Source organism: Sporomusa sp. (assembly GCF_035561255.1).
Classification (GTDB): domain Bacteria; phylum Bacillota; class Negativicutes; order Sporomusales; family Sporomusaceae; genus Sporomusa.
On the sequence record NZ_DATMXX010000288.1, the window covers coordinates 1 to 7036 of the forward strand.

At 46.6% G+C, this 7036-nt stretch carries 6 protein-coding genes; 3 read left to right on the plus strand and 3 right to left on the minus strand.

Annotation, left to right across the window (positions count from 1 at the left end):
• Nucleotides 1–219, plus strand: a 219-nt coding sequence (locus tag VN379_RS15620; protein ID WP_325535483.1) for a hypothetical protein, incomplete at its 5' end; no start/stop codon positions are given.
• Nucleotides 220–347: 128 nt separating this feature from the next.
• Complete coding sequence (locus VN379_RS15625; protein WP_325535485.1) at nt 348–1130, plus strand: lactate utilization protein; 783 nt, start codon at nt 348–350, stop codon at nt 1128–1130.
• Between the two features lie 140 nt (nt 1131–1270).
• On the opposite strand, the gene ltrA is transcribed toward VN379_RS15625, so the two are convergent.
• Nucleotides 1271–2569, minus strand: a complete 1299-nt coding sequence (gene ltrA, locus VN379_RS15630; protein ID WP_325535487.1) for a group II intron reverse transcriptase/maturase — start codon at nt 2567–2569, stop codon at nt 1271–1273.
• A gap of 566 nt (nt 2570–3135) precedes the next feature.
• Here ltrA and VN379_RS15635 point away from each other — a divergent pair.
• Nucleotides 3136–4326, plus strand: a complete 1191-nt coding sequence (locus tag VN379_RS15635) for an IS256 family transposase (protein WP_325535493.1) — start codon at nt 3136–3138, stop codon at nt 4324–4326.
• Between the two features lie 172 nt (nt 4327–4498).
• Here VN379_RS15635 and VN379_RS15640 read toward each other — a convergent pair whose 3' ends face one another.
• Both VN379_RS15640 and VN379_RS15645 read right to left on the minus strand, forming a co-directional pair.
• Nucleotides 4499–5584: an IS4 family transposase gene (locus VN379_RS15640; RefSeq protein WP_325535489.1), complete on the minus strand. Its 1086-nt coding sequence runs from the start codon at nt 5582–5584 to the stop codon at nt 4499–4501.
• 84 nt (nt 5585–5668) lie between these two features.
• Nucleotides 5669–6818, minus strand: a protein-coding gene (locus tag VN379_RS15645) for an IS3 family transposase (RefSeq protein WP_325535491.1) whose coding sequence is annotated in 2 segments (ribosomal slippage) — nt 5669–6550 and nt 6552–6818 — 1149 coding nt in all. Because the reading frame shifts where the segments join, the coding sequence is not laid out codon by codon here.
• Between the last annotated feature and the right edge of the window lie 218 nt (nt 6819–7036).

A 7036-nucleotide genomic window follows, 5' to 3' on the forward strand; every position in this document is an offset into this window, starting at 1 on the left:
TTAAAAGCGAATCTGCAGGCGGAAGGCTTCCATCCGGTTGCGCTTACGTGGATCGGCGACGACATCACCGGCCCGTTTTCTTTCACGGGCTATGGGGATGATTCCCCGTTTGAGCTTCGCAAGGAGGACGGAGGCTATCACGTCTATCGCGACGGTAGATATTTTACGAGGTCAGCTTCTATAAAAGAGCTAAATTCTGGGAACGCCAATGGTCGTTAAACGACAATGCGGAGGAGATCTTCTTTGTTGAAGAGGGTATGTCCGCCCATATCAAAACACGCATCTGGACCGTGATGGTCTTCGCCCGGGCAATTGAATGCAGTTTAATAAAGCGGGAGGTTGATAATATGTCAGATAAACTACTTTATTCTGCTGATCCGTTTGGCCATGTTACGGATACCGATATCAAAGCTGTGCTCAGTGCTTTTCGGCACCGCCGGTTTGATCCACACTACGCCGCCGATGCGGAAAGCGCGCGGGCGATCGTACGGAAACTGATCCCGCCTGGTTCAAAAGTCGGGACCGGGGATTCCACCACAGCCAGACAGCTCGGCGTTGTGGAAGACCTGCAGAAAAACGGAGTCACCGTTTATTTTGCTCATGACAAGAATATCCCATACACGGAAACCGCAAAACACCGCGATCTATCGTATAGCAGCGATTGCGGTTTCTTCCTAACAGGAACGAACGCGGTCACCCTGGACGGAAGGCTCGTCAACGTCGATGCGTCCGGCAATCGGGTCGGCGGGATGTTCTACGGTCACGGGCAGACGGTCCTGCTTATCGGCAAGAATAAGATCGTCAAAGATCTGGACGCCGCTTTCGGGCGTATCCGAGGGCAGATTGCACCGCAGCATCTGAAAATCAGATCGACGGATCTCGGCGGAAAAGCGTTCAAAGCCGGATGCGTTAAAACGGGTGTTTGTGTTGACTGTCAGGGCGAGAACCGCATCTGCAATGTGTTCACAATCATCGAGGGAAAACCAAGCAGGACGCAGATCCACATTGTGCTGGTCGATCTCGACCTGGGCCTCGGCTGGGACGAATCGTGGCCGGCCGAACGCATAGGCGCGATCGTCGAAAGCTACAAGGAATTTGTCTGGGTACCTCCCAAAGACTTGGCTTGGTAATACCCTAAATCACTTTAAGCAAGCGAGACTATATATTCAACCGGTCGAGTAGCAAGGGCGCCTCACAGCGCCCAAGCCCTCACAGATCCGTGCTTGCGCAATTAACGCACACGGCTCCTCATCTTAAGATTCGCGTCTTGCTAGCCATAAATACTTACTCGAATTCTTGGTTGTATCAAAGGGAACACTTTGAGCAAGTCGTTGAGCCCTTCCCATGTATAGCTGCGTTTCTGGCTTCTGCGATTGAGCCATTTGAAGAGCGCCTTGAGCGTCCGGTAATAGTAGGTTTTGATGCTCTTGCTGTTGTCCGTAATACCATAGTATTGGTAGTGGCCACGCAGTTTTGCATTGGTTTCTGCAATTATCGTCCTGACTGGCAGATGCCGATTGGTCCTTATCCACTCGTTCATCTCTGTAAGCCGCATCTTCATTTTCTTCCTGGACGTTTTGCGCTTGACTCGAAAGGAGCCTTTTTGACTCTTGGAACAGTAATGCGTGAATCCCAGAAAGTCGAAGGTTTCCGGTCGGCCTTGTCCCTTCTTCTTTCTGTTCTCCCTGGCATACCTGCCAAACTCAATCAGCCGTGTTTTCTCCGGTTCCAGTTCCAGCCCGTAGTCTTTAAATCTTTCTTTTACGGCTTGAAGGAAGCGCTCCGCTTCCTCTTTGTGCTGGAATGTTGCTACGAAGTCATCGGCATAGACCACCAACCCACATTCCCCCCGGCATGTTGGTTTGAATCGTTTATCAAACCATAGCGCCAGGGCGTAATGCATATAGATGTTTGCTATAATCGGTGAGGCAAGATTGCCCTGCTCTGAACCTCTGGTTGTCGCTCGCCATTTTCCTTCTTCCTGTACTCCTGCTGTCAGGGTTTTCTTAAGTAGCCACAGGATGTTGGGGTCGGCAAGTCTGAATTTGACCAAATCCAGGATGATTCTGTGCTCCATGGCGTTGAAATAACCCTTGATGTCAGCATCTACGATGTAGTTCGTTTTGCCTCTTTCAATGAGTTCATTGAGTTCATGGAGGGCCGTGTGGCAATTACGGTTGGGGCGGAAACCATGCATACTCTTCTGGAATCGGGGCTCGAAGACTGCCGACAGAACACGGCTAAGCGCGTCCTGCACGAGTTTATCTTCGTACGCCGCTATCCCCAGTGGCCGCTTTTTGCCATTGGCCTTGGGAATGTATACGCGCAGCGAGGGTTGCGGTCGGTACTGTTTTCCCTTGAGCCTGGCTACAAGGTCGCTTAGGTTCTCCTCCAATTGGGCTTCGTATGTGTCCTTTGTTACGCTGTCCACGCCGACTGCTTTGCGTCCATTCATTTCTTGGTGACACTGCCGTAGCAGGTCAATGGTGATTAAATGATACAGTGACGTGAACACCATCTTGGGGTTCTGGGCTACCAATTCACTTATCCTCTCCAGTTCAGTTCTCATTCTTTCTCCTATCCCTGTGTATAGAGAATGTTTCCCTCAGAGAGGGCCTCTTGACGTGTCGGCCTTCCCTCCTGCGGCATTACCCGCTATCCTTGGTACTATTCCGACATCCGACTCCCGTGCTCCGTTTGGTCTCCTCCGTTTGTAGCGTTGTACGACCATACTCCATTTTGGAGAGATTCACGGGTCTCCCGAGTTACCGCTTATACATTGTATAGCATGCCTGGCTCTCCGACCCCGGGGCAGCTCATGAGCACTAGCCTTCCGCATTCATGAGTATAGTCTTCTGGGTTTACAACCCCATCGACCTGTTCCGCTGTATATTCCTTTTCGGGGCCCAATCACTTTCAGGCCTACTATCTGACCGCTTACGCTTAAACCACCCTATTACTAGGATGCCTCCAAAGCTGGCTACCGGTGGCGCGGCTACGCCTTTCCGGACGGGGGTTCCACCCGCTAATATAAGCGACCTTGCTCGGCCGCACTGTAAATGGTAATAATCTCCATATATAAAGATGGAGGTTATCAAAATGGGACAGTCAAAAAACATACTTACAGACAAGGAAATGGAACTGGTGAGTCTGCTAATGAAGGACTGCCAAAGCACGGGTGACATTCAGTCGAAACTGAAACGCCTTTTTGCGGGAACAATTGAGCAAATGCTGGAAGCTGAGATGGAAGATCATCTGGGATATGAAAAAAACAGCATCGAAGGCAACAACACAGGGAATTCGCGCAATGGGTACAACCGCAAGACCATCATAAGCGATTACGGCGAAAGCGAAATTGCCGTACCGCGTGACCGCAACGGCGAATTTGAGCCGAAAATACTCGAGAAGAGACAGACACGGACAGATGAAATCGAACAGAAAATCATGGCGATGTATTCAAAGGGAATGAGTCAACGCGACATTGAGGATAATCTGCGGGAGATTTACGGGGCAGAGATACCGCAGACGCTGATTTCCAAGATAACGGATAAAATTCTTCCGGAAGTAAACGAGTGGCAGAACCGGCCGCTGGAGTCGATTTACCCAATCATCTACTTTGACGGAATTGTGTTCAAAAGCCGCAAGGACAGTCAGATCATTAACAAATGCGTCTACTCGGTGCTTGGTATTGATATGAACGGCCAAAAAGACATTCTGGGCATCTGGATCAGCGAAAACGAGAGCGCAAGCTTTTACGCATCAATCTGCTCCGACCTGAAAAAGCGCGGTGTGCAGGATATTTTCATCGCTTGTCATGACAACCTGAAGGGGCTGGGTGAAGCCATAAATGCGGTTTTTCCAAAGACAAAGCAGCAACTGTGCATCGTTCACCAGATCCGCAATTCTACTAAATTCGTGCAGTACAAGGACAGGAAAGTAATCTGTGCTGACCTGAAGAAAATCTACGGTGCGATAAATTTAGACGATGCAGAGTATGCCAAGGAAGAATTCCGGGAAAAATGGGACAGGAAGTATCCATCCATTCTGAGATCCTGGGATGCTAACTGGGCAGAGCTCACCACGTTTTTCAGCTACCCCGAACAGATCCGACATTTGATTTATACGACAAATGCGGTGGAGGCGTATCACAGAATGGTGCGGAAATTTACGAAGACAAAATCCATCTTTCCCACCGATGACTCGATTCGGAAAGTGGTGTTCCTTTCGGCGAGAGAAATCACGAAGAAGTGGACGCAGCCGTCAAGGGGCTGGGCAATGGCTTATAGCCAGATTATGATATTCTTTGCGGAAAGGCTCACGGCGTAAGGTCTTCTTGAGGGCAAAGCCCCATACGCACTAACTTAACTCCGAAAGTTGTAATCGATTTCCTCGCTTTCTTTTTTCAACCTTCATATTCGTGAAAACGTTTTCTAACTCCGAAAAGAACACTCCAACATCACAAAAACATGTTACTAACCATAGGTTCAGAAACTTTGTTTCACGCCAAATACTCCTGGCCGGATCCCTCTTTAGGGGGGAAAGGTGTTTTTGAAAGAAGAATTTCAATCAACAGCGCTATCATTAATTTACCATTTAACCATGCTATCACGCTATCTGGCCTACGCTTTGGTAACTCGCCAAAGTTTAAAATGGATTTTAGTCGCTTGAAATATATTTCAACTTGCCATCGAAGGCGATATGCTTCTAAAATATCTTCCGCCGAAATGTAACCATTAAGATTCGTCACTACAACAATGTACTCATTGAAAACTTTTGCTTCGTCGGATATTTTTAACTGTCGCTTGCTTTCCTTGCGTTTCAGCCTTTTTTGAGTCTGAATGATAGCTTCTGGATCTTTCTTTTTTGCACATATCCTTATCGACACTTTGTCGCCGCTCAGATTTGTGGCAAAAGCCTGCACGTCCGCATACCCATCGCTTACCGTATTTCTAAACGCTTCTAGAAGGTCAATCAACTCTCCTTGCTCGTTCCTTATTGTAAAACTGTTCTTTCTCATACGAAGTATGTATTCCGCGTCGTTTTGTTTGCAATGTTCTATCCCATTAATAGTGGAATATGCCCGGTCACCAATCACCAGATGCCCAGGTTTAATGTTGAAATTGACAAGACTTTCGCCGACTTTCACATCGGTAATCGAGTAATCCACACTCCCCATATTAAATACATCAAAGGCGAAATGTAGTCGGTACGTCCTGCCGGATCGACCTTTTTCTGTTACATCTGAAGCATCTACGGCTACAATTGTTTTATCCTCCAGCCAATTTGGTTTTTGGTACTTAATTATTCCATTTGTTGCGATCTTACTATTTATAGTTCTAAACCAATTACCGCATTTTTCAAAACGCTTCATAAACGCTACATCGCTCATTTCGCCAAGCTTTGTTATTCTTGCAATTTCGCTGATTTCAATCAATGTACATCCGTTTTGCAAATGGAACATAGACAGCATCATTAGATCGGCCGGATTGTTAACTCCACGCCGCCTTGTTAGTGCACCTTCTGTGAAGCAGTCATCTTCATAATCGTTTGGTAGTTCAGCCATCAAACGCGCTATATTTTCCATTTCTTATCGCCCTATACGATCATAGCATATCTTAAGTAAAATATCAACTTAAGTTAGTGCATATGGGGCAGCGTCCCCAACTGTTTAAACAGCTTTTAGTGTTAATCTACTTTCATAATAATATGCTGCCGGTGTTTGGTACTTTAAGGATTGGTGCGGTCTTTCGCTGTTGTAGTATTCTACATATCCTTGAGTGAGCCGGCGAAGCTCATGCCCTGTTTCACATTCTTCCATGTACAGTTTTTCCCATTTGTAAGACCTGAAGGATCTTTCTATCCGTTGATTGTCTAATGCTCTGCCTTTACCATTCATGGATACTTTGATGCCGTTTTCTTTTAAAAGGTCAACGTATTCCCGGCAGGTAAATTGTGAACCTTGATCGCTGTTGATGATTTCAGGAATCCCTTGGGTTTTAATAGCTTTCTTTATCGTTTCGAGTACAAAGGTCTTTTCCAAGGTATTTGATAGTCTAAATCCTACGATGTACCGGGAATACCAGTCGATTATGGCCACCAGGTACATGAATCCATGCTTCATCCGGCAATAGGTGACGTCTACTGACCACACTTGATTGGGATGGTCAATATTCAGTCCTCTTAGCAGATAGGGATAAAGGTATTTGCTGTGCAGCCGCTTGCTTAAGTTGGGACCAGGACAAAAGCCATGGATTCCCATTTCCCGCATATACCGGCGCGTTCTTTTACAATTAATGATGATATTATGTTTGGTTCTTAAAACTTTGGTCATTCTCCGATAACCGTACTCGGGATGCTTGGTGTATATCTCATCAATAAGCTGCTTGATATCCAATTCTTCCTGGCTAATCGGGACAGACCTGTAGTAAAGGCTCGTCCTGTTGACGTCCAATAGGTTGGCCTGCCGGGTCATGCTGAGCTTTTTATCGCCCTTTTCAACCATTGCCAGGCGTTCTTTACGGGATTTAGTTTCTACCAGATTTTTTTTTAAGCCAGCTCACTTCATAAGAGAGCTGACCAATCTGCCTTAAGAGTTCATCTTTTTCTTGCTCATGGGCTTGTTTGATCTTTTCTACTTCGTCGGCTTCTTTGCTAAATACTTTGTCCGCATTGGCCATAAATTCGGCTTTCCAGCGGCTGATAACATTAGGATGAACTTGATATTCCGCCGCGATCTGGCTCAGGGTTTTTTCTTCCCGTAAGGCTTCCAGCACTATTTTCGATTTTTCTTGTGGTGTGAATTTTCTTCTCTTTTCCATGACTTCATTCTAACTTATTTCGCCATTCTTGTCTGTCTTGTTTTTCGGGTCCATTATAATGGTGGCGGGTGTGGCGGAGCCGTACACTACTACCTATACCTACAACGCCGACGGCTTGAGAGCCTCAAAAACAGTGGCTGGCGGAACTTGGGTTGAAAAGCAATATTCCGCAAAAAGAAGCAATTCTGGGTAATAATTTGATGAAAATGATTAAATAA